1 pseudogene is annotated in these 313 nt (G+C 66.8%); it reads right to left on the bottom strand.

From position 1 onward, the window contains the following. Window positions 1–298: pseudogene (locus OQ02_RS45470) on the bottom strand (hypothetical protein); the annotation flags it as partial. Between the last annotated feature and the right edge of the window lie 15 nt (window positions 299–313).

A 313-nucleotide genomic window follows, 5' to 3' on the forward strand; every position in this document is an offset into this window, starting at 1 on the left:
GGTCGGCGCGCTCGCGCAGGCCGTTGGCCACCCGGCCGTCCGCGTGGAAGGTGCCCCGGGCCAGCGACGTCACGAAGACCGGCGACACCCCGAGCTCGCGCAGCGTGTCCGCGAAAAGCTCCAGGTATGCCCGGAATTCCTCAGGGCTGGTGTACTTGTCGGGATCCATCATGTTCTGGTCGTTGTGACCGAAGGAGATGAGCGCGATGTCACCCGGGCGCGCCTGGTTGAGCACACCGATGAAGGGGTGGGTGTAGAAGCTGCGGCTCGACGCGTTGTAGAGGGCGAAGTTCAGCACCTCGGTGTGCCCGGC

The organism is Saccharothrix sp. NRRL B-16314 (assembly GCF_000716595.1).
In the GTDB taxonomy this organism is placed as follows: Bacteria; Actinomycetota; Actinomycetes; order Mycobacteriales; family Pseudonocardiaceae; genus Actinosynnema.